This is a genomic window from Patiriisocius sp. Uisw_017, assembly GCF_047731265.1.
Lineage (GTDB): Bacteria > Bacteroidota > Bacteroidia > Flavobacteriales > Flavobacteriaceae > Patiriisocius.
Genome location: NZ_CP159835.1, coordinates 683,282 through 708,578 on the forward strand (window position 1 = coordinate 683,282; position 25,297 = coordinate 708,578).

26 protein-coding genes are annotated in these 25,297 nt (G+C 35.1%); 11 read left to right on the forward strand and 15 right to left on the reverse strand.

Features of this window, described 5'->3' with window-relative positions; genetic code table 11:
* Window positions 1–27 precede the first annotated feature (27 nt).
* The 3 genes from ABXT67_RS03050 to ABXT67_RS03060 all read left to right on the forward strand — a co-directional run bounded on the left by ABXT67_RS03050 (window position 28) and on the right by ABXT67_RS03060 (window position 3,171).
* Window positions 28–990: a hypothetical protein gene (locus tag ABXT67_RS03050; protein WP_415375816.1), complete on the forward strand. Its 963-nt coding sequence runs from the start codon at window positions 28–30 to the stop codon at window positions 988–990.
* A complete protein-coding gene (locus ABXT67_RS03055) occupies window positions 987–2,114 on the forward strand; it encodes a glycosyltransferase (RefSeq protein ID WP_415375817.1) in 1,128 nt (375 codons plus the stop codon). The genes ABXT67_RS03050 and ABXT67_RS03055 overlap by 4 nt, the downstream gene beginning before the upstream one ends.
* Window positions 2,115–2,262: 148 nt before the next feature.
* Window positions 2,263–3,171 (forward strand): hypothetical protein, encoded by a 909-nt coding sequence (locus ABXT67_RS03060; RefSeq protein WP_415375818.1) that lies wholly within the window; start codon window positions 2,263–2,265, stop codon window positions 3,169–3,171.
* A gap of 648 nt (window positions 3,172–3,819) precedes the next feature.
* Here the strand turns inward: ABXT67_RS03060 and ABXT67_RS03065 are convergent.
* From ABXT67_RS03065 to ABXT67_RS03080, 4 genes are read right to left on the reverse strand one after another with little or no spacing between them, the layout of a single operon-like run.
* Window positions 3,820–4,299: a hypothetical protein gene (locus tag ABXT67_RS03065; protein ID WP_415375819.1), complete on the reverse strand. Its 480-nt coding sequence runs from the start codon at window positions 4,297–4,299 to the stop codon at window positions 3,820–3,822.
* Between the two features lie 59 nt (window positions 4,300–4,358).
* Window positions 4,359–5,501, reverse strand: a complete 1,143-nt coding sequence (locus tag ABXT67_RS03070; protein ID WP_415375820.1) for a tetratricopeptide repeat protein — start codon at window positions 5,499–5,501, stop codon at window positions 4,359–4,361.
* Window positions 5,494–6,972, reverse strand: coding sequence for a M56 family metallopeptidase (locus tag ABXT67_RS03075; protein WP_415375821.1), 1,479 nt, complete (start codon window positions 6,970–6,972; stop codon window positions 5,494–5,496). Before ABXT67_RS03075 ends, ABXT67_RS03070 begins: the two co-directional genes overlap by 8 nt.
* 11 nt (window positions 6,973–6,983) lie before the next feature.
* Window positions 6,984–7,343, reverse strand: coding sequence for a BlaI/MecI/CopY family transcriptional regulator (locus ABXT67_RS03080; RefSeq protein ID WP_415375822.1), 360 nt, complete (start codon window positions 7,341–7,343; stop codon window positions 6,984–6,986).
* A gap of 138 nt (window positions 7,344–7,481) precedes the next feature.
* Here ABXT67_RS03080 and ABXT67_RS03085 point away from each other — a divergent pair, with 138 nt between their 5' ends.
* On the forward strand, window positions 7,482–7,982 hold the full coding sequence (locus ABXT67_RS03085; RefSeq protein ID WP_415375823.1) for a DUF456 domain-containing protein: 501 nt from the start codon (window positions 7,482–7,484) through the stop codon (window positions 7,980–7,982).
* A 166-nt stretch (window positions 7,983–8,148) separates the two neighbouring features.
* On the opposite strand, the gene ABXT67_RS03090 is transcribed toward ABXT67_RS03085, so the two are convergent.
* The 10 genes from ABXT67_RS03090 to xrtF all read right to left on the reverse strand — a co-directional run bounded on the left by ABXT67_RS03090 (window position 8,149) and on the right by xrtF (window position 15,931).
* The gene (locus ABXT67_RS03090; RefSeq protein ID WP_415375824.1) at window positions 8,149–8,706 is read right to left on the reverse strand and encodes a nitroreductase; all 558 of its coding nucleotides are present in this window, start codon (window positions 8,704–8,706) and stop codon (window positions 8,149–8,151) included.
* A 354-nt stretch (window positions 8,707–9,060) separates the two neighbouring features.
* The gene (hppD, locus tag ABXT67_RS03095) at window positions 9,061–10,224 is read right to left on the reverse strand and encodes a 4-hydroxyphenylpyruvate dioxygenase (protein WP_415375825.1); all 1,164 of its coding nucleotides are present in this window, start codon (window positions 10,222–10,224) and stop codon (window positions 9,061–9,063) included.
* Between the two features lie 166 nt (window positions 10,225–10,390).
* Complete coding sequence (locus ABXT67_RS03100; protein WP_415375826.1) at window positions 10,391–10,750, reverse strand: heavy-metal-associated domain-containing protein; 360 nt, start codon at window positions 10,748–10,750, stop codon at window positions 10,391–10,393.
* 92 nt (window positions 10,751–10,842) lie between these two features.
* Window positions 10,843–11,469, reverse strand: a complete 627-nt coding sequence (locus tag ABXT67_RS03105) for a TonB-dependent receptor domain-containing protein (RefSeq protein WP_415375827.1) — start codon at window positions 11,467–11,469, stop codon at window positions 10,843–10,845.
* Between the two features lie 98 nt (window positions 11,470–11,567).
* A complete protein-coding gene (locus tag ABXT67_RS03110; protein ID WP_415375828.1) occupies window positions 11,568–13,076 on the reverse strand; it encodes a TonB-dependent receptor in 1,509 nt (502 codons plus the stop codon).
* Complete coding sequence (locus ABXT67_RS03115) at window positions 13,073–13,807, reverse strand: heavy-metal-associated domain-containing protein (protein WP_415375829.1); 735 nt, start codon at window positions 13,805–13,807, stop codon at window positions 13,073–13,075. The genes ABXT67_RS03110 and ABXT67_RS03115 overlap by 4 nt, the downstream gene beginning before the upstream one ends.
* Window positions 13,808–13,877: 70 nt before the next feature.
* Window positions 13,878–14,282 carry an HYC_CC_PP family protein gene (locus ABXT67_RS03120; RefSeq protein ID WP_415375830.1) on the reverse strand — a complete coding sequence of 135 codons (405 nt, stop codon included), beginning with the start codon at window positions 14,280–14,282 and terminating at the stop codon, window positions 13,878–13,880.
* Between the two features lie 106 nt (window positions 14,283–14,388).
* Window positions 14,389–14,925, reverse strand: coding sequence for a DUF3347 domain-containing protein (locus ABXT67_RS03125; RefSeq protein WP_415375831.1), 537 nt, complete (start codon window positions 14,923–14,925; stop codon window positions 14,389–14,391).
* A gap of 42 nt (window positions 14,926–14,967) precedes the next feature.
* Window positions 14,968–15,393, reverse strand: a complete 426-nt coding sequence (locus ABXT67_RS03130) for an exosortase F system-associated membrane protein (RefSeq protein WP_415375832.1) — start codon at window positions 15,391–15,393, stop codon at window positions 14,968–14,970.
* The gene (gene xrtF / locus ABXT67_RS03135) at window positions 15,386–15,931 is read right to left on the reverse strand and encodes an exosortase family protein XrtF (RefSeq protein WP_415375833.1); all 546 of its coding nucleotides are present in this window, start codon (window positions 15,929–15,931) and stop codon (window positions 15,386–15,388) included. The genes ABXT67_RS03130 and xrtF overlap by 8 nt, the downstream gene beginning before the upstream one ends.
* A 156-nt stretch (window positions 15,932–16,087) precedes the next feature.
* Between xrtF and ABXT67_RS03140 the strand changes: the two genes are divergently transcribed.
* On the forward strand, window positions 16,088–16,543 hold the full coding sequence (locus tag ABXT67_RS03140; RefSeq protein ID WP_415375834.1) for a GAF domain-containing protein: 456 nt from the start codon (window positions 16,088–16,090) through the stop codon (window positions 16,541–16,543).
* A 93-nt stretch (window positions 16,544–16,636) separates the two neighbouring features.
* Here the strand turns inward: ABXT67_RS03140 and ABXT67_RS03145 are convergent, their stop codons facing one another.
* Window positions 16,637–17,893, reverse strand: a complete 1,257-nt coding sequence (locus ABXT67_RS03145; RefSeq protein ID WP_415375835.1) for an ABC transporter permease — start codon at window positions 17,891–17,893, stop codon at window positions 16,637–16,639.
* Window positions 17,894–18,078: 185 nt separating this feature from the next.
* Between ABXT67_RS03145 and purH the strand changes: the two genes are divergently transcribed.
* The 6 genes from purH (at window position 18,079) to rodA (ending at window position 25,247) form a co-directional block, all read left to right on the forward strand.
* Entirely contained in the window at window positions 18,079–19,611 is a 1,533-nt protein-coding gene (gene purH / locus ABXT67_RS03150; protein ID WP_415375836.1) for a bifunctional phosphoribosylaminoimidazolecarboxamide formyltransferase/IMP cyclohydrolase, read from the forward strand.
* A 61-nt stretch (window positions 19,612–19,672) separates the two neighbouring features.
* Window positions 19,673–20,701 (forward strand): rod shape-determining protein, encoded by a 1,029-nt coding sequence (locus ABXT67_RS03155; RefSeq protein ID WP_415375837.1) that lies wholly within the window; start codon window positions 19,673–19,675, stop codon window positions 20,699–20,701.
* 75 nt (window positions 20,702–20,776) lie between these two features.
* Window positions 20,777–21,595, forward strand: coding sequence for a rod shape-determining protein MreC (gene mreC, locus ABXT67_RS03160; RefSeq protein WP_415375838.1), 819 nt, complete (start codon window positions 20,777–20,779; stop codon window positions 21,593–21,595).
* Window positions 21,585–22,097 carry a rod shape-determining protein MreD gene (locus ABXT67_RS03165; protein ID WP_415375839.1) on the forward strand — a complete coding sequence of 171 codons (513 nt, stop codon included), beginning with the start codon at window positions 21,585–21,587 and terminating at the stop codon, window positions 22,095–22,097. Before mreC ends, ABXT67_RS03165 begins: the two co-directional genes overlap by 11 nt.
* 24 nt (window positions 22,098–22,121) lie before the next feature.
* Entirely contained in the window at window positions 22,122–23,987 is a 1,866-nt protein-coding gene (gene mrdA, locus ABXT67_RS03170; RefSeq protein WP_415375840.1) for a penicillin-binding protein 2, read from the forward strand.
* A 3-nt stretch (window positions 23,988–23,990) separates the two neighbouring features.
* The gene (rodA, locus tag ABXT67_RS03175) at window positions 23,991–25,247 is read left to right on the forward strand and encodes a rod shape-determining protein RodA (protein ID WP_415375841.1); all 1,257 of its coding nucleotides are present in this window, start codon (window positions 23,991–23,993) and stop codon (window positions 25,245–25,247) included.
* Window positions 25,248–25,297: the final 50 nt, after the last annotated feature.

Below are 25,297 nucleotides of genomic sequence, written 5' to 3' on the forward strand. Positions count from 1 at the left end.
ATATTTTTTATTGTTATTTTCGTAAAAATGATATCTGTACCACACAAAGCTAAACAAAAGCTGGTCACTGCGCTAAAGGTTTTGGTGTTGGTTACCATAAGTTATGTATTATTTCAAAAATTCAATGAAACCAATACTCAGACTTGGAATCAATTTAGAACTTCCTTTTCGGCAAATATTGTAAGTACAATTCGTGCAATTACTATTGCCCTACTATTAACAACCATCAATTGGATTTTTGAAATTTTTAAATGGAAAACACTCGTTTCAAATATCAAAAAAATCTCGTACCACACTGCTTTCAAACAAACTGTGGCAGCACATTCCGCCGCCTTAATAACCCCCGCTCGTGCTGGAGGTTATGGGGTAAAAGCAATCTTTTACACACCCAAAAACAGAAAGAAAATTGTGTTGTATAATTTCTACGGTTACATAACACAAATGGTTGTGACCATCCTTTTTGGGGCCTTTGGGTTGCTTTTTATTTGGAAAACCATTACTGAAACTACTGCCATAAAAACAAAAACGATATTGATTGGAACAATACTCTTATGTGCTCTGCTAGTTGCTTTCTATTTAATAAGAAACAAAACGCTACTTTTTAAGGGGCTTACATTGCAATCGGCTTACAGGTTCTTTAAAGAAATGAATGCGAATAACAAATATAAAGTGCTCCTGTTTTCGGTACTGCGGTATTTGGTTTTTTCAAGTTTGTTTTATTTTCTGTTGTGCTTTTTTGGTGAAACGGTAGCCTTTGTCCCAGCAATCTATTTCATCTTTTCGATGTATCTTTTAGTAAGCATCTTGCCCACATTCTTTATATTTGACGTGCTTGTTCGCGGGGGTGTTGCGGTTTGGTTATTCTCATTTTTAGAAATTCCTGAAATCACCGTTTTATGCACCGTTTTAACAATGTGGCTATTTAATTTTGTCCTGCCAGCAGTCTGCGGAAGTTATTATATCGCAAGCTATAAACACAAATCCACATGATGTATTTCTTTGTTATTATTGGGCTGTTGTACACCGTCTTGCTATTAAAACTCATCTTTAGTTTTGACAAAGCTCCTAACTTCGAAACTCATTTAACTGCTGAAAATTCACCTGTCCCATTTTCAGTACTAATTCCCTTTAGAAATGAAGCAGAAAATCTTGAAAGTCTAGTAACCTCTATTAACCAACTCAATTATATCTATTCAAATTTTGAAGTAATTTTTATAAACGACGACAGCAATGATGATTCTGTAAAAATCATTAAAAAGCATATTTCATCAGCAATAGATTTTTCGGTTATAGAAAATGTTTGCGTTACAAATTCGGGGAAGAAGGATGCGATATCGTTGGGGATTTCAAAAGCAAAATTTGACTGGATCATCACCACCGATGCCGATTGTATCTTACCAAAAGAATCGTTATCGCAATATTCCAATTTTGCGATGAACCAAGACATAACTATGATTTGTGGACCAGTATTGATTGAAAGTGATGGTTCTTTTTTAGAGATGTATCAGCAAATAGATGGCCTAAGTTTACAAGCGGTAACCATAAGTAGTTTTGGCTTTGGGAATCCTTTGCTCTGTAATGGTGCAAATATCGCATACAAAAAAGCAGCTTTTAAGGCAGTAAACGGATTTACCGGTAATGACCATATTGCAAGTGGTGATGATGTTTTTTTACTTCAGAAAATGAAAGACAAATTCCCAAATGGAGTTCATTTTCTTAAATCGTGGGGCGCCATTGTTCGCACTAAACCAGTGCAAAGTTGGAAAAAACTTATTAATCAGCGCGTGCGTTGGGCGTCAAAAACTTCCGAATTAAAAGAACTTGCTGCAAAAGCAATGGGCTGGATTGTCTTTTTAACCAACCTTTCCCTTTTAGTTGGTGCCGTTTTTAGTTTTTATGAAACTCAAAATTTTCTGTATTTTTTGATTTTCTTAAGTATTAAACTTGTTTTAGATTTTTGGTTACTATCCAAATCACTTTTATTTTTTAAGTTAAAACCAAACCTAGTTTATATAGTATTGTGTTCTTTTTTATATCCATTTATTACGACAATTGTTGTTTTAAAATCTATCAACGGTGGCTATATTTGGAAAGGTCGTAGCCTTAAAAAGTAAAAAAAACAGGTTATGTCTGGTTGAGCGCACTCGAAACCTGCTTCCAACAGAATACTTTACAATAAACAGATCGTTAATTTGAGTCGAACGTAAATAAACCTTGCTTAAGTTATTTTTTTACCTTTAGAACTCCTAAATCACATTAATTATGAAACCTATTACTAACCTACTATTTTTATTTGCAGTCCTTTTTTATATTGGCATCACAAGCGCCCAAACACAATATGTTATCGAAGGAAAAACCTACACTCTTACTACTGAAGTTGAAGGAACACTCTCCTTATTATATACTTCAATTGATAACGAGATCCGGTTTTTTTCCAAGAAAGGAACCGATATAAAAGAGCTCACCAACACCAAAACTAATGGTGATTATAATGATGCTTATAAAAAGGTTTTAAGAGATCAAACGGACGGGAGTATGGATGATTTAGATGATATTAAACTAACCTTAGGATCACTTCGTGATTTTTACAATACCTACAACAAGTCAAAAGACAGAGCCTATGAGTACGATGAAAACCCCATTAGATTAGAAACTAGATTGGGTGGTTTTGTGGGTGGTTCAAATACGGCTTATGCAGAAAACCCTACAAATACAAATCACTTATCGGTTGGAGCTGAAGTTGAATTTAGAGACGCCAATGTTTTAAGGCGCCACGCGATTGCCTTTAGATTAAAGCAAACATTATCCACCGATGAACATGATTATAGCGAAACTAATTTTTCCATTAATTACCGATTCAAACCAATCGTTTCTGAAAAATTTGATGCATTTATACAAATCAAAGTTGCTGAATATTTATATTCAAACTATAACTCATTAGTTACTATATCCAACCCTGACCCAAATGGCGGTCCAGATATTGTAACAACACAATTGGTAGAAGATAAAGGAGATAACTTTAATTTTGCTGGGGCCTTAGGTATTGGTGCAGACTATAAGGTAGGCAATGGTTTTATAACCTTTACCTACGATGATATTGTATCGGTAACTCAGGATAATAATGGGAATTTCCCTTTGAATTTTACGGTTGGGTATAAGTTTATCTTATAGTTTGTAACTTCTAAAAAAGAAACTTGGAAATTATACAGCCTACGACTTTAGTCATCATCAAAACCTTTTTAAGGAAGAAGAACTGTTACTTATTGAGCCAATTTTAACGAAGTTTCATGATTTTTAGTTCAAAAAATATTCTGGGGATTATTGAAACGGGAGTTTAAATGGCCATAGCGTTACATCTTAAAAATATCTCGACAAGGAAGAAAAAAATATTTGATTTCATTTCTCATGATAAGATTATTAACTTCCTAACATTTGACCAACCAAAATTTCTGAATACACAGTGTTTTTTCGATCCAAAAAATTCAGAACAAAAACACTATTGGCACAGGGAATAAGATTGTATAATAAAATATGACGTTTGAAACTCACTCAATGTTAAAAAAACCAAGTGACTCTCTTAAAAAAGGAAAACTATAATAGGGCTCAATAGATCAGATTGATTGCTTTTTCTGCAAATATGATTCATAGAAGAGTTTATGGAAACGACAGATTTTGGTTTGATATTATTTTGTGTAACAACAATCCTAAAATATTAAAATTTAGAGATAAAAATAATTTACAAAAGAAACTGATCTAATAGAATTCAGTAATCAGAAAATATTTTAATACAGATTAAAGAGACTATTTAAAGAATAAGGCTCAAGACTCTGTCCTAAAAACTAAGGGTAATTCAAATACAGTAGTCACGGGAACGCCTCTTTTTAAGGCAGGGACGTCCACTTGTAAACTACTTACACTTTCTCGCAACCAAGATTCTAATAACGGAAATTCTGCTCGAGTAATGCTATCCATTGTTATGGTGGCTACTTCCATTTCCTTGGTATCAAAAACAGTTACTTTTAACCGTATTTCTTGATTAACATTTTTTAGGGTGACTAGGTTTTTCGCTTCTAAGTTATTATAGATAGATGAACTAAGTGTTTTAAAGAAACAATCTGCACTTTCGGCTTTCTCTGTGATATCATTGCAGCCAGAGAATAACGGATAGGCATCTACATCGCCCCAATCAATTGTTTTCACTTCATCTTCGTAGAATGTTTCGGCCTCAATTTTTTTGGTCTCAAAATAGTTGCAAGAGCACAGTAAAAAAAAGGAGAATATAAGAAGAGTTTGTTTCATTTTGTAAATTACCTAATCTCCTGAAAAATACAAAATTAAAACCGCTTTGCCTATCGCTATTATTTACCTTTAAAATGAATTTCTGCCTTTAGATCGATCGCCCTTCTCAAAGCCAAGTCATAATAAATACCTTTGATATTAAAAACATCTATATACTTTTGATAATAGCTCAACACAAGGGTGTCGTCTTTGTAATAATTATCTGCAGCCACTGCAAGCTCGTAAATTGCTTTCTCGCTTTTAGGATCTTCTTCAATCGCCAGTTTTAAATACTGAATGGTTTCTTTAAATTTTTTCTCTCGATTATAACTCGCAGCCAAAGTCATGTATTCATTATGTAAAGAAACATCTTGAATGGTAATAGACAATTCTACGTGGCCACGTCCTTTTTCAAATTCATCCAAGCCCATATAACATTTGCCAATATTATAATGATAGCCGGCGTTTTGAGCATTGTATTCTGAAATAAGTATCAAAAATTCATCCACCGCCTTTTGATACTGATAAGTTTTCGCATAGCTCACCGCCAAACAACTATGAACTTGCTCTGTGCGTTTACCAAGCTCCACGGTTTTTGTAAATGCCGCGATGGCATCGTGGTATTCTTTTCTATAATATGCTGAAAGTCCTTCTAAGATTAAAAAGCGGGTGCTTTTTGTATTTAATTGTAATCCCTTTTCAATCCATTCTTTGGCATTTTTGAACTTTTGTTTTGAAACGTAATGGATTGCAATTTTATATAAGGCGTCGCTATATTGAGGATTTAGATAATAGGCTTGCTTGAAATTTTTAAGTGAAAGTGTGTCATTTTGCTTTTCACCAATAAGTCCCAAATAGTAAGAAGTATTCGCATTGATTGGGTTTTTCATCATTAACTCAATAAAGATATTTTTTGCCTCGGGATATCTTGAAGTGCCATACAGTAACTTTCCGTATGCAGTTTTGGCAATGGTAGCATCGGGGTATATTTTTTCAATATTTTCATAAATAGTGAGCGCTTTAGAATCATTTCCAATCGCCTCATAACCCTTCGCCAATTTATATTTTACTGATAGGCCTTCGCCTGCAATTTCGAACTTTTCTATGGCTCTTTGATAATCGCCAATAGCATACAAACTATCACCCGCAGCTAAAGCCGAAACAGGTTGTGCTTCGGCTTTAAGAGAACAGATTAGTAGTATTACAATTAAAAATTTATTCATTTATTTCGAACTTAATAGGCAGCGAATATAGCACCCCCACTTGTTTTCCATCCTGTTCTCCCGGCTGCATAGTAGGTATGCTCGAAACCACCCGCAGTGCTTCTTCTTTTAATGATGGGTGTGGTGCTCTTGCTTTTAAATCTGAAACTTCTCCATTTGTATCGATCATAAATTGAACATAAATTTGTTGCGCACCTGTTAGTTCTTTGGGAGCAACCTTGGTGTTGAAGTTTTCACCTACAAACGATGAAAGGCTTTGTGAAAGGCATTTTTTTAGTTCAGCATTTGTTCCAGTGCATCCAGGATAAGTTGGCGCTTTATCAATAACCCCAAAAGGCACGCCCATAGTTTTAAGTTTTAGACCTCCTTCTATCTCTAGTTTATCTTCAATGTAGTCAAAGTTAGTATTATATTCAACTTTACCGTTTTTATCAACTAAACCTATTTTCTTCATTGTAGCTTTTTTAACAAGTAAAACAAAAGCCTGTCTCTCCTCCTTGGTCATTGTTTCTTTAATTTCAATTTCTGCAGTGAGATCCGCGATTTTTTCTGTGAGCGAATTGTTTTCTGAAACCGAAGTTTCACTAGTACAAGACGTATAAATAAGCATCCCAAACACCATTGGAATTAATACTAAATACTTTAACTGAAACAAACGATTTGATTTTGATTTTTGTAGCATGATAATTCGTTTTTTGATTAATGAGTGATTGAAAAATGTATTGATGAATGAGATTTTTTCTGTTTTAAAAACCTGTGCGAGTAAGGTTTCATAATAGCTAACGTCCTCTTTTTGTTTTGCAACACCACTATCTGCTATGTATTCATGGAGTGCTTCCATTCTATTTTGAAAGACATAGACCAGTGGATTAAACCAAGCAACAATTCTCAATAATTCAAAAAGTAGTAAATCCAAGGTATGCCTTTGTTTAATATGAATTTCCTCGTGGAGAAGCACATCTTTTCTGTGTGTTTCTGAAATTTGAGCACCAATAAACACGGTGTTTAAAAATGAAAAAGCAACATCAGTTTCCGGCAGTACCACAATGTTTATTCCCTTAGTCTCAGACAGAATCCCTTTCTTTTTCAATTTCGAAACCTTGTAGATTTTGAAAACTAATAATCCAGTAGCAATGACCGTTCCTGCACCCCAGATTGTTAAAAGTATTTCAGAAAAGTTCCAAAAGGTTATTGCATTTTGAGTGGAAATAAACACTTCTTCTCCTTGTGTCATAAAGGAGGATGTGCTCAAATCTCCCAGTAGTACCGTAGGAAGTTGTACCATATATTCTTGTGGAATAGCACGGCTAATAGCGCCCACTTTTAAAAACGGAACCACAAAAGACAATACACTAGTAGCAATAAGATACACGCGATTCCATTGAAAAAATGTTTCCTTTTTAAGAAATAAATCATAAGCCATCAAAAACAGCAACTGAAACGCAAGAACCTGAATAATATAATGTAACATAGCTGTTTTATTTATTTTTTCTTGTTAATTTCTTTAAGGATCGCTTCCATTTCTTTGATCGAAATATCATTTTTCTTCATAAAAAAAGACACCATACTCTTAAACGAACCTTGAAAATAACTGTCTACTAATTTATTTAAAGACTGGTTACTATAGTCACTTTTGGGGACCAATGGATAGTAAATATGACCACGACCCTCTTTTCTATACCCCACAAACTCTTTGCTCTCAAGAATACGTACAATGGTAGAAACTGTATTATAAGCAGGTTTTGGTTCGGGGAATTTCTCGTTGATGGATGCCACGTTTGCCTCACCCAAATCCCAAAGGACTTGCATAATATCTTCTTCGGCTTTTGTTAATTGCTTCATTTCGATGTGCGATTTTTAATGTACTGTGTTTATTATATCACAAAATTACAACTAAATAATTAGTTAAACTAATTATTTAGTTGTAATATGTAACAAATGAGCAAAACCGACGTCTTATTGATGCTAATCAATTATTAAATGGAAATACTATTTGTTGTTTTGGGATTTATTTTGATGCTTGTGGGTATCATAGGAAGTTTTTTGCCTGTCCTCCCAGGAGTGCCCGTAAGTTGGCTTGGTCTTGTTGCCTTATACCTTTCGCCAAAATTAGAAATTGACTGGACCTTTCTTATCATCACGGGTATAGTAGCAATACTTCTCTATATTTTAGACTATATAATTCCCGCTCTTGGCACTAAAAAATATGGGGGCAGCAAAGCTGGTGTTTATGGAACTATGATTGGGCTGGCCGTAGGCATCATCGCTCCTATTCCTTTTGGCATTTTAATAGGTGCCTTTGTTGGAGCCTTTATAGGTGAGGTCGCTTTTAATAAAACTCAAGGTGATGTTGCTGTTAAAGCTGCCTTTGGTTCTTTTTTAGGCTTTTTAGCCTCTACGTTTGTCAAATTTATGGCTACCATGGTTTATTTAGGAATCTTTATTTATAAAGTAGTAGTGAATTCTGAGTTGTTGTTTTAGTAACAAGAACCCCTTCCAAGTTTTAGAAAATCAACAACATTGTTTTACTTAAATTTTACAAGCAAAGTTAACCTTCCCCTAAACACATAAGAATATTCTTAATTTCGTTAAACCTAAATAGATACTGGGGGAAGCAGCAAAATGAAAGTAGAGAAAAATATTTGAATTACAACCACTCCGTTTTTTCTTCGATCGAAGAGTTTCTAGAGCCTTCTTCTAAAATCCCATCGTATTTTCCTAGATAGAAAAAACCTAAACATGTTTCGCCTTCAGCAAGGTCAAAAAACAAGTCCATATGTTTAATCAATTCTGGACTACTCCAATACGCACCGATTTTTAGTTCGTGCGCTGTTAACCACATATTTTGAACTGCCATGGCGGTAGCCGCTACTTCTTCCCATTCTGGAATCCGCCCTTTGGGATCGCGCTGCATACATATAGCAATTACAACTGCGGACTGAGCAGGTTTTTCCTTTATCTTTTTGTATTTAAATTCTGAAAAGGTTTCCGCCGTTTCTTTAAACTTTTCCGCTAGAAAAAATCCGAGCGAGGCTTTAGCCTCACCTTGCAAAACTTTAAATCTCCAAGGCTCTGTTCTCTTGTGAGTGGGGGCAAAGTTTGCAGCTTCTAATAGAAGTATGAGCTCCTCTTTAGTGATTGGCTCCTTATTGTATTGAGCAGGAAAGACTGATCTTCGACTTTTAATAATTTCAGAAATTTTCATTATATTTTTTTATAAAGTACCGTTATTTTAAAATTTTAAACACTTTATTTCCATCGAAAAAACCAATCTCTAAAATTGTTTTTTAAATAGCTATTACTCAAAAATGAAAGAACCGCGTCCAATCACTAATTGAATACAGCTCCATCAGAATAAAAATCAAAGTTTAAGGTTTGGAAAAAAAAGAAAACTAATTAGGCTACTAAATAACTACTAAAACTTTTAAACGCGTCAAACTATTATTCAAATGTCATCAATACAAGGCGCTAAAATCACTTTTTAGACAAAAAAAGCCGCTATAAATAGCGGCTCCATTATTTTTTAAATCTGAATTCAAAACTCTGAACTCAATAACTTCTAAAGAGTTCCTCTCCTAGCCTGCTGTCTTTCAATAGCTTCAAAAAGAGCTTTAAAGTTACCTACTCCAAAAGATTGTGCTCCTTTTCGTTGGATCACTTCAATAAACATAGTGGGTCTATCAAGGACGTTATTTGTAAATAGTTGTAATAAATAGCCTTCCTCGTCACGGTCTATTAAAATTCCGTGTTTTTTTAACACTTCAATATCTTCATCAATTTCACCCACGCGTTCTAATACATCATCATAATACGTATCAGGAACATATAAAAACTCTACACCTCTATCACGCATTTGTGAAACTGTCGCTACAATATCGTCTGTTGCTAAGGCTAAATGTTGCACTCCTGCACCATTATAAAAATCAAGATATTCTTCAATTTGAGATTTCTTCTTTCCTTTTGCTGGTTCATTAATTGGGAATTTTATTCTTCCGTTTCCATTGCTCATTACTTTACTCATAAGAGCAGTAAAATCTGTTGCAATATCGTCGTCTGCAAAACTAATGATCTGTGCAAAACCCATTGTTTTTGCATAAAACTCACACCATTTATTCATTTCGCCCCAACCCACATTTCCAACAATATGATCGATAAATTTTAAACCAACCGGTTCTGGATTGTAGTGTGATTCCCACTTGGTAAAACCTGGTAAAAAGAGACCATTATAGTTTTTACGCTCAATGAACATATGCACTGTTTCGCCGTAGGTGTAAATTCCACTTTTAATGATATAACCATCGCCATCTTCTTCACGGGTTGGTTCTAAAAATGGTTTCGCCCCACGTTTTGTAGTTTCTTCAAAACTTTTTGTCGCATCATCTACCCATAATGCAATGACTTTAGCCGCATCACCGTGTAGATTAATATGTTCGTTTATAGGGCCATCTTTGGTCAAAGGAGTTGTTAATACCAAACGGATTTTATCCTGTTTTAACACATAAGAAACACTATCTTTTCTTCCTGTTTCCAAGCCTGCGTAAGCTTCAGATTGAAAACCGAATGCCGTTTTATAATAAACCGCTGATTGTTTTGCGTTCCCAACATAGAGTTCTACATAGTCTGTGCCCAATAAGGGAAGAAAATCTTCTGCTTCTTCAAAAAGCTTGCGCAGACTAAACTCTGTATTCTGCAAATCCTTTAAATTTTTAATCTCTTTTGCCATGAAAGTAGTTTTTAGGCGAGTGACTTGAAAAAGAGCTAAGTCACTTTCTTAATACAAATATCTGCAAATTAATCGAAATAATTATTTTCAAAACGAGCTTAGTAAAAAACATCCTGAAAAAATGCATCGAAATAGTGTTTTCTAGGCATCCTTGAAAAAAATAACCTTAGTTCTCCTTATGATCTTTAATAACATCCTCATTCCTGTATAAACAACAGGGGTGAACACTGTTATATGCTTCATCTGTGGCTGTAATTTCTTTCGTATCGTGACCAACTTGAGCAACACTTTGGCTTATGGATGTAAGACTCGCTTTACGCTCATCATAAATAAGACTCAATTGCTTGCTCTCTATGTCCCAAACAGCACTTTTTACACCTTTGGTTTTTATAGCGGCTTTTTCAATTCTTACTTTACACATTCCGCAAATACCGTCTACATCCATGGTTGCCCTTGCATTTTTGTTTTGGGCTTGCACCGAAAATCCCGTTAGTGCAATTAATGCTACTATTAATAACTTTTTCATCTTTTTTGTTTTTTTAGTTTATAAATCTATTTAAAATGCCACTCCCCTTTGAATGGGAGGCGATATTTTTTAATATTGAAAATTTCAAATTGTTACTGTATTTTAAATCGCAGACCTAAATAAACATTACGTCCAAAGATAGGACCATACACAAATGTACTATCAAAATTTGAACCAAACGGATTCTCCGCATCGATGATTGGATTTTCTTGCCTTTCATCTAGTATGTTTTCACCTCCCAAATATACTTCAAATGCTGGAGAAAACACTTTTGTTACTTGTGCATTAAAGGTGCCAATGGACGGCGAAAATTCTGGTCTGCTAAATGCTGGCGAGTTCCCATCAGTATTTCCGTATCGTTGGGCTCCCAGCCAATTATAAGTGACATCAAACCTCCATTGTCCGTTATCATTCGCGTTCGTTTCATAGCCTAAATTCCCAAAGATTCTATGCGAAGGCGTTAAAATTCGTTCGTTTCTTCCATCTATAAAATCTGTTTCAACGTCGTAATATTTATACGCCGTTCTCAACTCTAAATGTTCGGCTAGACTATAATTTAGTTCTACCTGAAAGCTGTTAGCATAACTATCACCCTCTAAATTATAAAACCGAATTTCATCTACATTATCCCAATCTACGACTACTTGATTTTGAAAATCGGTTCTATAAAAATCAAAAGTTATATCCCCTTTTTGTTCAAATAGCGTGAATCCTTGCATAAATGAAAGACCATAATTCCAAGCAATTTCAGGATCTAAGCCATAGATTCCGCCATCTGTATTTAAAATTGAAATTTCACGTGCTGTAGAAAACAGCGCTAAATTTTCAGTGAATATATTGGCGCTTCTTTTTCCCTACCGGCAGATGCTCTTAACGCTCCATTTTCCCAAGGTGTGTATCTTGCGTGAATCCTAGGGGTAAGGAAAAGTCCGAGAATATTATGATTGTCTGCACGAAGCCCTGCGGTCATTGTCAAATCTTCTAAATCGTCGTAGGAATACTCAAAGAATGCGCCATAAGAACTTTCAATTCTATTAAAGTTTGTGGTTTCTACGAGTTCTTGATATTTATCAAAAGTAGTACTTAAACCTGTCGTAAAATTATGTCTTGAATCGCTAATGATCGATTTAAACATAGCCGTGGCATAGAAACTCTCGTGATCAATCGTGTAGTCGCGAAGTCCAAAATAAGAATCTTGCTCGTGTTTGCTATATGCTGCTTGAACCCCAATACTTTGATATGGAATTTCAGGAAACACATAGCCTAACTTTGCTGTAACCCCATATTTTTGGGTGTCAATCTCTCCTCCCCAAACATTCATGGTACCACGATCTATGTCAGGGTTGAAACTAGTTTGACCAATTTGTTTTGAGTCATTCATATAATTGAAATTCACAAAACTTACAATTCCAGTTTTGGTATTGGAGTATTGCCAACGGTTCATTATATTAATTTGTTCCATTAAGGGAGTATCTAAAAAACCATCTTCATTTATATCATTCTTCACGCCACGATAGTTTCCGTGAACATACAAACCTGTATCCCATTTATCTGAAACTTTCGTATTAACGTGGGTGTTTAGTTCAAACCTTCCGTTAAGGGCGCCGTAGGCATTCAAAAAGAATTTATCATCTGTTGCAGGTTTAACCAGCTCCGCATTAATCTGTCCTGCAATACTTTCAAAACCATTAACAACGCTTCCCGCACCCTTAGTAATTTGTATACTCTCTACCCAAGTACCAGGAATAAAACTGAGGCCAAAAGCCTGTCCAGCTCCTCTAATACTAGGAATGTTCTCTGTAGTAATTAAAGTATATGGACTGGTAAGACCCAACATTTTTATTTGACGTGCACCAGTAATAGCATCTGCAAAATTAACATCGATGGACGGGTTGGTCTCAAAGCTTTCAGAAAGGTTGCAACAGGCTGCTTTTAATAACTCGGCCTGACTCACATTAATCACATTTTCTGCGGAAAGAAAAGAACGAGAAGACGCTTTTATTCTTGCCGAAATAGTCACCTCATCCAAAGTCCCCTTAGATTGCAATGAATGCCGAATATTCCGTGGCGTATTTATAGTGATCGTATCAGATTTATAGCCAACATAACTAATAACCAGTTTTGAATATTCTGAAGTATACCTAATCCTGAATTCGCCATCAAAATCTGTCACCGCTCCTATTTGAGAGTCCAACCAAAATACGTTTGCGCCAGGTAATGGAACTTCGCGGTTATTGGAATCCACTTCTAAAATAATACCGTTTATCTCTTCCTGAGAGAATAGCATTGTTGGTACTAAGAAGAGCAATAAAATTAAAATTCTCATAATGCGATAGTTTTAAAGATTAATACTCCAGCCATTAACAACATTATGGCATTTTCAATAAAAGTAGCCTGAGTCATAGGCAGTTTTAAAACAGTTCCTAAGCAAGCACATTCTATTGTTTTCTTACTTAATAGACTTAAAGTAACCCCTATGGTTGTTATTCCTAATACTACTAATGTTACGACGAGTAAAACAGGCACTTCAATCCTCATTAAAAATAAAACTCCTAGCACAACTTCTATAAATGGATAGGCCAATGCATAGGGCTTAAATATTTTTGCCAAAGGATCATACATTGAAAATGATTGAGCAAATCCTTGAAGATCAAGAAATTTAAAAAGGCTAAAGACAATGAAGAAATACCCCATATAATCGAGCATCATTTCAGTTGGCTTTAAGCTTGGATGGTTAGACGCAACAGTCATTAAAACGATTGCTCCCAATATTAAAAAGAGCGGTTTTAACCGTTTTAGTTTCGATTCAGACACCGTTACGGGTTCCTTTGAAAAAACATTTTCAGAATCGATTTCTTTACTGGTTATTTGAAATTTTTCGGGCAGCGTTTTGTTTAATTCGGCTACTGAAATAATGCGATTAACATCCATTTGGGCAATGCCGATTTCTAAAGAGACTTCGACGTTTTCAACTCCGTCTATACTATGAAGATGTTTTTTTACTGAAGCTAAACAACCGTTACAGGTCATACCCTTTACGTTATATATTTGTTTCATGATATTTTAATTTTAGTGCGCTAATAAATGCTTCCAGGTTTCTTGGAAGTATATTGAAAAGGCAAAAAAATCAAATAAGGAACGTCTCGAAAAGAACAGGAATGTCCTTTAGTAAAGGGGGTGGTTTGTATTCAGAATAAAATACATGTTTTTCAGTGCTTGTGTTTTCAGACTGAAATGTAAAAACAGCTACATAAGCTGCTGCAAAAGTGGGCTGCAAATTGAATTGAAAATCTGAATATGCAAAATTGTCATCTGTATCTACAGCAGTGTAAGTGTTTGAGCAGCAAGAATGTGTTTCTTCTGTTTCTTCACAACCATCATTTTCCATCGCCATCCCACAAGAAAGTTGTTCTTGCCCAACAGTCACCTTTTCCATCATCACAAACTCTCCACAAAAATGTTTTGCATACGACACACCGCTGCTACTTAAAAGTAGTAAAAGAGATAATGTTATAGAAAATAATTTTTGCATTGCTACAAAAGTACGAAAAGCCCAGTCAAAACTATAATTCAAAATAGCTAATGAAAGGTTAATCTTTATGAATTTAACTGTGCGCTAAGAAATCTTTAAAAATAAGTTATTTAATCTCTTTATCTATTCTACCGCACTTTAGCATTTTATCGCCAAAATATGGGTTTCTAATTTGGTCAGAACTACTCAACCAGTATGCCCCGGTATTGTTAAAAGCCATTGGACAATATTGTTTGTAAATAGCCCCCGACGTTATAGCACCTTCTATCATTTTTTCAACCGCTTGTGTAATACCTACAAAACTTTTGCGCTGGTCTTCAACATCCTTTGCATCTATAACAATTTGAACCGCCATAACCGTAACTTCTGTAGCGTTTGCATTAAGTAAAGAAGTTTTTAATTTTTCTGCAGCAGTTGAAGCCTTTTCAGCACTAGTTAATACGAGCGCTTTTTTTAGCAGATCATAATCTGCATAGACTGCAGCTATAGTTTTGTCTGAAAAAGTGGGCGTTATTTCTGCCTCCTCAGTAGTGGCCGACGGATTATTAGTATCTACAGTTTTAACCTCAGGTTCGGTATTGTTTTTACACGACGTTAGTATTGAGATCGACAATAATAATATACCTAGTTTTATAGTTTGCATCTTGTTTCTTTTAGGGTAACAAAGATATAAAATACAGGCGTTCTATTTTCTGTTTTGAATGTAAAATGCAGGTACTAAAATAAGTAAAAATAAAGGCTGAATTAAAAATCTACGCACGTAAAAAATCGCGATATGAGGGGCTTCAGTATCATAGTTAATAAGCAATGCAAAAACCAATAAAAGAGTAGCTCCCAATAAAAAATAGAGCATCGCTGAAAATTTAAGAATCGAAACCTTATCAAATAAAAACCATAAAATCAGAAGTGAAAGCCCTGAGTTCACTAAGAATCTAACTAAAGTAGAAAGCACTAATTTTATGTGTTGCATGGCAGGTAATGCCTCGATGGTGTGATCTGTTTTAAAAAAAATCAATAGCGGATCGTAGAACATTTCGTTTTCAAAAGAACGAACTAACACAAGACCAACTACCGCGATTAAAACCGCAACTATTTTTAAAAATCTATGCATTGGTTTGTTTCTTTAAAATTCGAACCCAAACCATCCATAGTATAAAAACCATCCCATAGATTAATGCCGGAAAAACTACACCATGCAAAAAACTACTATACTCGGGATAGCGATATAATGCGATGGTAAGCATGACTATCCTTAAAATGTTTACGGCATATATTAAAGCAATCCCAGCCATTGCAAATAATAGAGTTTGTCTAAATTTATTAGCAAATGCAATCACAAAAGCGAGAAATAAAATAAAAATACTTACTGCATTACACCCTTCAATAATATAGGCAATGAACCTACCTTCAACGATTAAATTAATTTGGGGCTTCTCACCGTGCGGGAATAATTGCGCATCATAACCTATACTTTCTAACACCAAACTGCACTGTTTTGCTACTAATTGTGTGATTGGATCAGGAGTGTTTCCATTGGTAGCACTGTGTTTTAGATAACTAGAATACAAAAAACTTAGTCCAATGTAAGTCCCTATAAAGAGTGTGACAAACCGAATTACATTTTTATATTTTACGAGTAGTGCTTTCAAAAAAGAGTGTTAAATTAAAACAAAAATAAACCATTTGTGATTGCTAAAGACCATTGCTTTAAATACTTTTGTTTATTAGCCGTGAGAGATGAGTTGTGAGCTCAAACAAGAAGACAGGTAACGGAATACTAATACATAACGAACCATTACAATAAAATGCCTTTCAATAAATTACAAGCCCAAATACAAAAAACACTCCTAAATACTGATGAAGAAGTTACACAACGACTGCATCAGGTTTGTGTTTTACTCAAAGAAACTGTGTCCTATTATGACTGGGTGGGATTCTATTTTGCGAACCACGAATCAAAAACTTTACATTTAAAAACATATGTAGGTGAAGAAACGAACCATACTGTAATTCCTTTTGGGAAAGGGATTTGCGGGCAAGTAGCAGTTTCCAATTCTAATTTTGTAGTGCCCGATGTTAAAGCTCAAGACAATTATATAGCTTGCAGTATTAGTGTTAAAGCTGAAATTGTAATTCCTATCATTAAAAACGGTAAAAATATTGGGCAAATAGATATAGATTCCAAAACAGCAGATCCATTTTCCTCTGAAGATGAGCGATTCTTAGAGTGGATTTGTGAAAAAGTGGCATCAATTCTATAAATTTTTGTTCTCTGCAAGAATAAAAATCCCAAATCCCAATTTGTATTTTATGATTTGAGATTTATTTTTTAAACTTTGTCCACCACACTATTTTTACATGCCAGTTCTTATAGCCTCCACAGGATCTAATCGCGATGCCGAGATAGCAGGTAAAATACCTGAAATTAAACCAATGGCTGCTGAAATCGCGGTGCCGATAAACATATTTGTTGGGGAAAGTACAAACTCAAAATCTTCAAAGCCTGCGTTTGCAGCTACCGAAACTATAAACACCAAAACTAATCCTATTAATCCACCTATTACTGCAAGAATAACAGCCTCAAATAAGAATTGAAACAGTATGAATTTATTCTTTGCTCCCAGTGATTTTTGAATTCCTATTAAGTTTGTTCGTTCCTTCACACTTACAAACATAATATTAGCGATACCAAAACCACCCACTAATAAAGAAAACAAACTAATTATTAATCCCATAACATTAAGGTTGCCTGTTATATCATCAATAGCATCTGCAAAACCTTGTAATTGGTTTACAAAAAAAGTATCAATCTCATCTGTTTTTATGCCCCTGGTCATTCGTAGCTTTTGGGAAAGTAATGCGATAAATTCATCGTTATCGATTCCTTTTTCTGGCTTGATTACAATAAATGGAACTAAGGAATTATTGTTATCTCCAAAAATTCTTCGGATAACATTTACCGGCAAATACACCGATGTATCTTTTGAACCTCCAAAAAGCCCGCTCCCTTCTTTCTTTAAAACTCCAATAACTGAGAATTTACGACCGTACATTCTCAATCTTTTTCCAATAGCTGCCTCTCCACTTCCAAAAAGTGCTACTGCAATCTCATCTCCTAGAACTATTACCGGCGAACCACTGTTAGATTCAGACTCATTAAAAAACCTTCCTTGTGCAATTTTTAAAGACTCGATATCATAATATCCTTCGGTCACAGCATTTACTTCAACATTACTAACCGTTTTATCTTCATATTTTACAATTTCATTTCTTACGTTTAATGTGTATGATGCTGCTTCAATGTTAGGAACTGAACTTTGAATTAATTTATATTCTTCAAAACTTACATTTGGAAACTGTTGGCGCTTCCATCTTGGCACATCTGTTGGTCCAAAAGAAAACCTACCTAGATAGATAGTACTATTATCCAAAGAACTTATACTTCCTTCAATCTCTTGCTTTAAAGAGTCAACTGCGGCAAGTACTGCTATTATTGAAAATATCCCAATCGTCACACCAAGCAACGATAAGAAAGTACGCAACTTATTATTGACTAGCGCACTTATGGCGAAATTGAAACTTTCTCTTAATACCCTAAGATAAATAAGCATAATGTTACGTAAAAAAGGTTAGCACTCAATGAATATTTCCGATTTAAATAGCTAAAAAGCATTCGACTAAAATTTCATTTTATAAAGTTATGAAAAGTAGGACGCAAACTGTTAACATTTGTTACATAAATGTAGGGTGTTTATGTATTTTTACGCTCACAAATTTTCATCGTAAAAAGTATTTCATGAGCAATCATAAAAAAATTAAATCAGCATTAATTTCGGTATTTCATAAAGACGGACTAGGACCAATCGTTAAAAAGCTAAACGAACTAGGCGTCACTATTTATAGTACTGGTGGAACACAAAAATTTATTAATGATTTAGGAATCAATGTCATTCCTGTAGAAGATGTTACAGAGTATCCTTCAATTTTAGGCGGAAGAGTAAAAACATTACACCCTAAAGTATTTGGCGGAATTTTAAATCGCCAAGAAAATGAAAATGACCTGCGCGAGATGGCAAAATTTAACATCCCACAATTGGATGCTGTGATTGTAGATTTATATCCATTTGAAAAAACTGTTAAGAGTGGTGCTTCAGAGCAAGATATTATTGAAAAAATTGACATTGGTGGAATTTCACTCATACGCGCTGCTGCAAAAAACTTCAAAGACACCATTTGCGTTTCTTCGATGGAAAACTATGATGAGTTTTTAGATGTTATTTCAGAAAATAGCGGAGAAACTTCGGTAGCCACTAGAAAATACTTTGCGGCACTTTCTTTTAATGTTTCTTCAAATTACGACACTGCAATATTTAATTATTTTAATGCAGACCACAGTATTACTGCATTAAAAGTAAGCGAAACCAAAGGGCAAACATTGCGCTACGGAGAAAATCCGCATCAAAAAGGATTCTTTTTTGGAGATTTTGATGCTATGTTTGACAAGTTGCATGGTAAAGAATTAAGCTACAATAATTTATTAGATGTTGATGCAGCCGTGAATTTGATGAGCGAATTTAAAAATGACGCACCCACCTTTGCTATTTTAAAACATAATAACGCCTGCGGTATTGCACAACGCGAGAACATTCATCAAGCGTATGTAGATGCCTTAGCGGGAGATCCTCAATCAGCATTTGGAGGGGTTTTAATTAGCAATACTGAAATTGACGCTCCCACAGCTTCAGAAATCCACAAACTGTTTTGTGAAGTGGTAATTACCCCTTCTTTTTCAGAAGAAGCTCTTGAAATATTAAAAGGAAAGAAAAACAGAATATTATTAATTCAAAAAGAAGCAAAACTTCCTTCGACAACAGTTCGCACTTGTCTTAACGGAGCTTTAGTACAAGACAAAGACACTATTACAGATCGTGCAGATAATTTAACGCACGCGACAAAAACAAAACCAAACGAACAAGAGCTAAAAGATTTAATTTTTGCTTCAAAAATTTGTAAGCACACTAAATCCAATACAATTGTGTTAGTAAAGGATGGGCAATTGTGCGCAAGTGGAACAGGGCAAACATCTCGGGTAGATGCTTTAACTCAAGCCATCGACAAAGCAACTCATTTTGGATTTAATCTCAAAGGAGCGGCTATGGCGAGCGATGCTTTTTTCCCATTTCCAGATTGTGTAGAGATTGCAAATAGAGCAGGAATCGCTTCAGTAATACAACCCGGAGGCTCGATAAAAGACCAATTAAGCATCGATTATTGCAATGAAAATAAAGTCGCTATGGTATTTACTGGAACACGCCATTTTAAGCATTAAAAATTAGTACATTTGTTATACACAAGGCTGAACATAAACAATATAATACAGATTACACTACATGGGATTTTTTGATTTCCTCATAGAAGAAATAGCCATAGATTTAGGAACTGCAAACACGCTTATTATTCATAACGATAAAGTGGTTGTGGATGCACCATCCATTGTTGCGCGTGATCGTACAACAGGCAAAATTATTGCAGTAGGACGAGAAGCTGCTATGATGCAAGGAAAAACGCACGAAAACATTAAAACTATTCGCCCTTTAAAAGACGGCGTAATAGCAGATTTTGATGCTAGTGAAAAGATGATCAATATGTTCATCAAAGACATCCCAGCGCTCAAAAAAAAGTGGATCACCCCATCATTGCGCATGGTAATTTGTATTCCAAGCGGTATTACTGAAGTAGAAATGCGCGCAGTAAAAGAAAGCGCAGAACGTGTAAACGGAAAAGAAGTATACCTTATTCACGAGCCTATGGCAGCAGCTATTGGTATTGGTGTTGATATCATGCAACCTAAAGGAAATATGGTTGTTGATATAGGAGGTGGAACTACTGAAATTGCCGTGATAGCATTGGGAGGTATCGTCTGTGACAAATCTGTTAAAGTGGCTGGAGACGTATTTACAAACGACATTGTTTATTATATGCGAACGCAACACAATTTATATGTGGGTGATCGCACAGCGGAAAAAATAAAAATACAAATTGGAGCTGCAACTGAAGACTTAGAACTTCCGCCAGATGAAATGTCAGTTCAAGGTCGTGATTTACTAACTGGAAAACCCAAGCAAGTCCAAATAACCTATCGCGAAATTGCAAAAGCCTTAGACAAATCGATACTGCGTATAGAAGATGCTGTTATGGAAACCCTTTCGCAAACTCCACCAGAATTAGCTGCAGATATTTATAATACTGGTATTTATCTTGCAGGAGGTGGCTCTATGCTACGTGGTCTTGACAAAAGACTTTCTCAAAAAACAGATTTACCAGTTTATATTGCTGAAGACCCGTTGAGAGCCGTGGTTAGAGGCACAGGGATTACACTAAAAAACTTAGCTAAGTTTAAGAGTGTTCTTATAAAATAAACTTTTTATAATTTTAAGGTATTCATTTTGAGTTTTCATTTTTTATGGGGCTCGGTTGAGGCAGTATAGAGCTTTATGCAGCAGATAATTAATTTTTTTATCAAGAACAAAAACTTTTTATTGTTTGCATTTTTATTTAGCATCTCCTTTTTGATTACCGTACAATCACATTCTTTTCATAACAGTTCGTTGGTAAGTTCTACTAATTTTCTAAGTGGCGGTTTGTATTCTATCAAATCTGATATTACCAATTATTTTGGTCTTCGAACTCAAAACACTATCCTTTTAGAAGAAAATAGTCGCTTAAGAAACCAAATTAGAAGCCTAGATATACGCGAAAAAATACCTGCTTTGGACACATTGATCCTTCCCAGTTCTTTTGATTTTTTGGGTGCTAATGTCATCAATAATAATTATTCAAAAACACGAAATTACATTACACTAAGCAGTGGAGAGAATGAAGGGATTCGATCAGATATGGGTGTTATAACTTCAAAAGGATTAGTAGGAATTGTAAATAAGGTAAGCTTTAATTATGCTCGGGTACAATCCATATTAAACGAAAATAGTCAGATTAATGCAAAATTAAAAAAATCCACCCATTTTGGATTCCTAGTTTGGGACGCAAAAAACCCAAATATTGTACAATTAACCGAAATTCCTAAGCTCGCACCTGTTGCTGTAGGAGACACTATTATTACTGGAGGAAATTCAGCTATATTTCCACGTGGAATTCTAATTGGCACAGTAAAAGACTTTGCCGTAAGAAGTGATGACACCTTTACGTTACAAATAAAATTATTTAATGATATGACCAACCTAAACCATGTCTATATCATTAGCAATCCCAATAGGGAAGAAATTGAAAATTTAGAGCTAAACGATGCAGAATAACGAAATTTTCATAAATGGCGTTCGGTTTCTAGGACTACTATTCCTCCAGGTTTTGGTGCTTAATCACGTCAATTTCATTGGATACATTAATCCCTATCTCTATATTATTTTTATTCTATTATACCCATTTACAGGCAATAAGTCTTTATTAATCTTTCTAAGCTTTTTATTGGGTCTTGGGGTAGACGTTTTTAGTGATTCTGGTGGAGTACATGCGGCAGCCAGTGTTTTCATTGCGTATATAAGGCCATTAATTTTAAAGTTCTCTTTTGGGGTTAGTTATGAATACAATGCTATAAAACTTAATAAAGTTAAGTTCGCCGAACGCCTCTTGTATATAGCCGTAATGATATTTCTGCATCATATTGTTTTGTTTTCTTTAGAAATTTTTAGCACTGCACGCATACTTCTGGTACTAAAAGCTACGTTATTTTCAGGAATGTTAAGTTTGTTATTAATCCTCTGTTCACTGTTATTATTTAGCAGAAACAAAACTGATTAATCCCGGTACTAGAAAATACTATGTATGAGAAAATTTTTGCTTATTTTTTTGGTATTAATTACTGGCTTTGCATTTGCCGGCAGACTTTTTTATCTTCAGATTTATGAAACTTCTTTTGCAAAACTTTCCGAGGATAATGCGGTAAAGACAATTTATGACTATCCTCAACGTGGTTATGTATTTGATCGCAATAATACCCTTATGGTTCAAAATCAGCCCTCTTACGATGTGATGGTGATTCCAAGGGAAGTAAAACTTAAAGACACCCTCGAATTTTGCAGTTTGTTGAAAATTTCAAAAGAAGAGTTTATTGATAGATTAGAAAAAGCTAGGGTGTATTCACCAAGACTCGCTTCACCAGTTATCCCTCAATTGACCAAAGAAGAATACGCCTCTATTTCAGAAAAACTATATAAATATGAAGGTTTTTACATTCAAAAACGCTCTTTACGTGATTATCAAACCAAACACGCCGCAAATGTTTTGGGCTATATTGCAGAGGTAAATCAATACATCCTGAATAAAAACCCAGATTATAGAATGGGTGAAATCATTGGAATGACTGGGGTTGAAAAACAATACGAAGCTGTTTTAAGAGGAACAAAAGGTGTAAAGTACATTCAAAAAGATAGGTTTAATCGTGATATTGGCAGTTACAAAGAAGGTGTTTTTGACACGCTTCCGCAACGCGGTAAAGACATCACACTCACTATTGATAGTGCGCTACAGGCGTATGGAGAAGATTTGTTTATTAACAAACGTGGAGGCATTGTTGCTATTGAACCCACAACCGGAGAAATATTAGCACTTGTTACTGCTCCTAACTTTGATCCTGGTTTATTAGTAGGTAGAGATCGATCTAAAAATTATACGAAACTGGCCTATGATAGCATTGCAATACCTTTATACGATAGAGGGCTCTTGGCTGAATATCCTCCTGGCTCACCTTTTAAAACCTTGAACGCACTTATTGCTTTACAAGAAGGAGTAATCTCAACTTCAGAAACGGTCTCCTGTAGAGGTGGATATTATTATGGATCTAAAGGCAGAAAATTGGGCTGCCACGCACATAAAAGCCCGTTAAGCATGCAAGGTGGGATAGCAAAATCTTGTAACGCTTATTTTTGTACTGTATACAGGAGAATCATCGAAAAATACGACACTCCACAAGAAGGAATCGATACTTGGCGAAATCATCTATTAAGTTTTGGATTGGGAGATTATATGGGATATGACCTTCCAATAGGTAAACGTGGAAAAATACCAAGTTCTAAGACCTACAATTCTATTTACCCAAATAATAATTGGTATGCTACTGCCACTATTTCTAATGCTATTGGTCAAGGAGAAGTATTATTAACACCTATCCAAATGGCAAATTTTACTGCGGCAATTGCGAACCGCGGGTGGTATAAAAAACCACACGTAATTAAGAAAATTGGGGATGTTGATACGATTCCAAAAATATTTACTGACCTCCAGAAAACAACTATAAACGCAGCATATTTTGAACCTGTTGTAGAGGGCATGTATGAAGTATATACAAATGGTACTGCAGCAGGTGTACAAATACCAGGAATAGAAATTTGCGGAAAAACTGGAACTGCAGAGAATTTCACAAAGATTGATGGAAACAGAGTACAATTAACTGATCATTCAGTTTTTGTAGCTTTTGCACCCAAAGATGACCCAAAAATTGCCATAGCCGTATTTGTAGAAAATGGATATTATGGAAGCCGTTGGGCTGCTAAAATTGCCAGTTTAATGATCGAAAAATATATAAAAGGAGAAATAACCCGAAAAGATTTAGAGGCCTATGTCCTTAACGGAAGTCTTGAAGATGAATATGCAAAACCATATTCTGGAATGCCATTTACGATTAACAATTAACAAATGAAGACAGAAACACTAGGGTTAAAATTTGACTGGATCACCATCCTTATATTTTTTGCGCTAGTTACTATTGGATGGGTAAATATCTATTCTGCATCCTATCAAGATGGAGCTAAAGGGATTTTTGATTTCTCCCAAGCCTATGGAAAGCAGTTACTATGGATTTGTTTAAGCTTAATTCTCATTGTATTTGTCCTTGCCTTGGACTCAAAATTTTATGAACGTTACAGCGGGCTTATCTATATTATTTCACTAGTATCATTATTGGGCTTATATATTTTTGGAAACGAGGTAAACGGAGCTAAATCTTGGTATTTAATAGGTCCAGCCAGCATACAACCCAGCGAATTTGCCAAAGCCGCAACTGCACTAGCCATTGCGAGTTATGCCAGTGAAATACAAACGGATCTCACACATTTTAAAGACCAACTAAAAGCATTTTTTATTTTGGCATTGCCAGCTATATTTATTATTCCGCAACCAGATCCGGGAAGTGCTCTAATTTATGCTGCATTTATTTTCCCCTTGTACCGCGAGGGGCTGCATTTTGTTTATTTACTACTAGGATTTTTTGCCGCTGCTTTATTTGTAGGAACACTCGCTATAGGTGTGGCTTGGGTCGCGCTAATCGTTCTAATTATTGCCGGAATAAGTTATTACAGAAAACGAAAAAAACGTGGTGCACTTTTCAAGTTTGGAACCATTGCTTTTGCTTGTATTGCCTTTGCATTTTCAGTAAACTATATTTTTGAAAATGTCTTTGAACAAAGGCACCGAGATCGTTTCAACATTGTATTAGGAAAAGAAACAGATAATAAAGGAATAGGCTACAATACCAATCAAAGTGAAATTGCTATTGGTAGTGGAGGTTGGACTGGAAAAGGCTGGACCGAAGGCACACAAACTAAAGGTAACTTTGTACCAGAGCAGCACACTGATTATATATTTAGTACGGTAGGAGAAGAGTTTGGTTTTTTAGGAAGTGTGGGTGTTGTATTTCTTTTCATCTTCTTAATTGTAAGAATACTTGTCCTAGCAGAACGACAAAAGAGTCAGTTTGCGCGCGTCTATGGATACAGTGTCGCCGCGATTATATTTTTTCATTTTTTTGTGAATATTGGAATGGTAACAGGTCTGTTTCCAACAGTTGGGATTCCACTTCCGTTCTTTAGCTATGGAGGTTCTGGACTCTGGGGCTTTACTATTTTATTGTTTATTTTTATAAGGCTGGATGCTGCTAATTATTATTACACCTGATGAAATCGAAGCTATAATCGAAATCGGGCTTCGATACAATTCCGCAGAAA

Coding starts and splice junctions, on each gene's coding strand:
- ABXT67_RS03050 (WP_415375816.1), top strand. CDS start 28: ATGATATCTGTACCACACAAAGCTAAACAAAAGCTGGTCACTGCGCTA.
- ABXT67_RS03055 (WP_415375817.1), top strand. CDS start 987: ATGATGTATTTCTTTGTTATTATTGGGCTGTTGTACACCGTCTTGCTA.
- ABXT67_RS03060 (WP_415375818.1), top strand. CDS start 2,263: ATGAAACCTATTACTAACCTACTATTTTTATTTGCAGTCCTTTTTTAT.
- ABXT67_RS03065 (WP_415375819.1), bottom strand. CDS start 4,299: ATGAAACAAACTCTTCTTATATTCTCCTTTTTTTTACTGTGCTCTTGC.
- ABXT67_RS03070 (WP_415375820.1), bottom strand. CDS start 5,501: ATGAATAAATTTTTAATTGTAATACTACTAATCTGTTCTCTTAAAGCC.
- ABXT67_RS03075 (WP_415375821.1), bottom strand. CDS start 6,972: ATGTTACATTATATTATTCAGGTTCTTGCGTTTCAGTTGCTGTTTTTG.
- ABXT67_RS03080 (WP_415375822.1), bottom strand. CDS start 7,343: ATGAAGCAATTAACAAAAGCCGAAGAAGATATTATGCAAGTCCTTTGG.
- ABXT67_RS03085 (WP_415375823.1), top strand. CDS start 7,482: ATGGAAATACTATTTGTTGTTTTGGGATTTATTTTGATGCTTGTGGGT.
- ABXT67_RS03090 (WP_415375824.1), bottom strand. CDS start 8,706: ATGAAAATTTCTGAAATTATTAAAAGTCGAAGATCAGTCTTTCCTGCT.
- hppD (WP_415375825.1), bottom strand. CDS start 10,224: ATGGCAAAAGAGATTAAAAATTTAAAGGATTTGCAGAATACAGAGTTT.
- ABXT67_RS03100 (WP_415375826.1), bottom strand. CDS start 10,750: ATGAAAAAGTTATTAATAGTAGCATTAATTGCACTAACGGGATTTTCG.
- ABXT67_RS03105 (WP_415375827.1), bottom strand. CDS start 11,469: ATGCAAGGATTCACGCTATTTGAACAAAAAGGGGATATAACTTTTGAT.
- ABXT67_RS03110 (WP_415375828.1), bottom strand. CDS start 13,076: ATGAGAATTTTAATTTTATTGCTCTTCTTAGTACCAACAATGCTATTC.
- ABXT67_RS03115 (WP_415375829.1), bottom strand. CDS start 13,807: ATGAAACAAATATATAACGTAAAGGGTATGACCTGTAACGGTTGTTTA.
- ABXT67_RS03120 (WP_415375830.1), bottom strand. CDS start 14,282: ATGCAAAAATTATTTTCTATAACATTATCTCTTTTACTACTTTTAAGT.
- ABXT67_RS03125 (WP_415375831.1), bottom strand. CDS start 14,925: ATGCAAACTATAAAACTAGGTATATTATTATTGTCGATCTCAATACTA.
- ABXT67_RS03130 (WP_415375832.1), bottom strand. CDS start 15,393: ATGCATAGATTTTTAAAAATAGTTGCGGTTTTAATCGCGGTAGTTGGT.
- ABXT67_RS03140 (WP_415375834.1), top strand. CDS start 16,088: ATGCCTTTCAATAAATTACAAGCCCAAATACAAAAAACACTCCTAAAT.
- ABXT67_RS03145 (WP_415375835.1), bottom strand. CDS start 17,893: ATGCTTATTTATCTTAGGGTATTAAGAGAAAGTTTCAATTTCGCCATA.
- purH (WP_415375836.1), top strand. CDS start 18,079: ATGAGCAATCATAAAAAAATTAAATCAGCATTAATTTCGGTATTTCAT.
- ABXT67_RS03155 (WP_415375837.1), top strand. CDS start 19,673: ATGGGATTTTTTGATTTCCTCATAGAAGAAATAGCCATAGATTTAGGA.
- mreC (WP_415375838.1), top strand. CDS start 20,777: ATGCAGCAGATAATTAATTTTTTTATCAAGAACAAAAACTTTTTATTG.
- ABXT67_RS03165 (WP_415375839.1), top strand. CDS start 21,585: ATGCAGAATAACGAAATTTTCATAAATGGCGTTCGGTTTCTAGGACTA.
- mrdA (WP_415375840.1), top strand. CDS start 22,122: ATGAGAAAATTTTTGCTTATTTTTTTGGTATTAATTACTGGCTTTGCA.
- rodA (WP_415375841.1), top strand. CDS start 23,991: ATGAAGACAGAAACACTAGGGTTAAAATTTGACTGGATCACCATCCTT.